Source organism: Psychrobacter sp. 1Y4, assembly GCF_051847555.1.
Map to the genome: position 1 here is coordinate 1 of NZ_JBPYDE010001042.1, position 544 is coordinate 544.

A 544-nucleotide genomic window follows, 5' to 3' on the forward strand; every position below is an offset into this window, starting at 1 on the left:
CTCGACCAAGATGCCTATGAGCGCGGTACGTCCGTATACTTCCAGCATCGCGTGATTCCGATGTTGCCTGAAGTGCTCTCTAACGGCCTATGCTCATTGAACCCTAACCTAGATCGTTTATGTATGGTTGCTGATATTAAAATATCACGAGCAGGCAAGGTTACAGGATATGAGTTTTATCCGTCAGTGATGCACTCGCAAGCGCGCTTAACCTACAACCAAGTGAACGACTATCTTGCCAATCCAAATGATAAGCGACTTCCTAAGTCATTAACGGGCAATAAAGACGTCAAAAAATCCATCGATACGTTATACCAGCTTTATGAGCTACTGCTTAAGAAGCGTGAAGAACGTCATGCAATGGAATTTGAAACGGTTGAAACGTACATCAAGTTCAACGAAAAAGGCGGCATTGACGCTATCTTACCGCGTACTCGTGGTGACTCTCAAAAATTGATCGAAGAATGTATGTTGCTTGCTAATACGTGTGCGGCAAACTTTGCACTCAAGCATGAGCTACCAGTCTTATATCGTAACCATGATA

At 43.8% G+C, this 544-nt stretch carries 1 protein-coding gene; it reads left to right on the forward strand.

The window, feature by feature from the left end; translation table 11 throughout:
* The coding region (locus ACS8FC_RS20310) for an RNB domain-containing ribonuclease (RefSeq protein ID WP_439298114.1) at nt 1-544 on the forward strand (544 nt) is incomplete at both ends.